Here is a 617-nt window from a genome sequence, read left to right as displayed (position 1 = left end):
AAAGCGTTCGATCTTTCGACAAGAAAAAATACCATAACTATATGCCAAAAGAACTAATTTATGGCACAAAAGAGTATAATGAACGTGTAGAGAGGGATCGAAAAAAGTATATATCGGTCAAGTATGAGCAACCGTATCTCCCGGGATATTTTCTGATTGATAGCAAGTAAATAGATGAAATTGTCAAAAATAATGTTGATATGAGAAAAATGAATGGTAAGCAAATCATCGCTGTAGATTACCCTATCGCATACTATCGCACAGCGACAAAAGATGGTAAGATAATCCAATATAAAACCAATAAAATGAAAGTGCATTTTTCTAAAAAAGGCTATCATGCAGTTCCGCACACGCTCAAGAAAGGATAAAAGTTATGAATAAAAAGATTTTTGTAAGAGAGCCATATGATATGCACATGCTTGATGAAATAGGCGAGCAATGGGCCATCGTTACGTTAAGAGATAATAATCAAGAAAGACTGTTCATCGGTGGTGTTGATTTTGCTGATGATACCGAAATTGGCAAGGACGCAATATTTGCTAATAAAACGGGAAGCAGGAAATATTATGAAATAGAATTAGCATTGGAGTGAGGTAACTGTTAATAAAAATGTAGAA

At 34.4% G+C, this 617-nt stretch carries 2 protein-coding genes; both read left to right on the top strand.

The window, feature by feature from the left end:
• Positions 1 to 200: 200 nt before the first annotated feature.
• Positions 201 to 368: a polymorphic toxin type 50 domain-containing protein gene (locus tag LMU01S_RS10830; protein ID WP_082613055.1), complete on the top strand. Its 168-nt coding sequence runs from the start codon at positions 201 to 203 to the stop codon at positions 366 to 368.
• A gap of 5 nt (positions 369 to 373) precedes the next feature.
• A complete protein-coding gene (locus LMU01S_RS10160; protein ID WP_056958902.1) occupies positions 374 to 592 on the top strand; it encodes a hypothetical protein in 219 nt (72 codons plus the stop codon).
• The last annotated feature ends 25 nt before the right edge of the window (positions 593 to 617 follow it).

The organism is Ligilactobacillus murinus DSM 20452 = NBRC 14221 (genome assembly GCF_001591685.1).
GTDB classification, from domain to species: domain Bacteria; phylum Bacillota; class Bacilli; order Lactobacillales; family Lactobacillaceae; genus Ligilactobacillus; species Ligilactobacillus murinus.
This window is presented reverse-complemented; position numbering and strand designations above follow the sequence as displayed.

What these genes read in the sequence shown, in the direction of transcription:
- LMU01S_RS10830 (WP_082613055.1), top strand. Translation starts at nt 201, where the DNA reads ATGAGAAAAATGAATGGTAAGCAAATCATCGCTGTAGATTACCCTATC.
- LMU01S_RS10160 (WP_056958902.1), top strand. Translation starts at nt 374, where the DNA reads ATGAATAAAAAGATTTTTGTAAGAGAGCCATATGATATGCACATGCTT.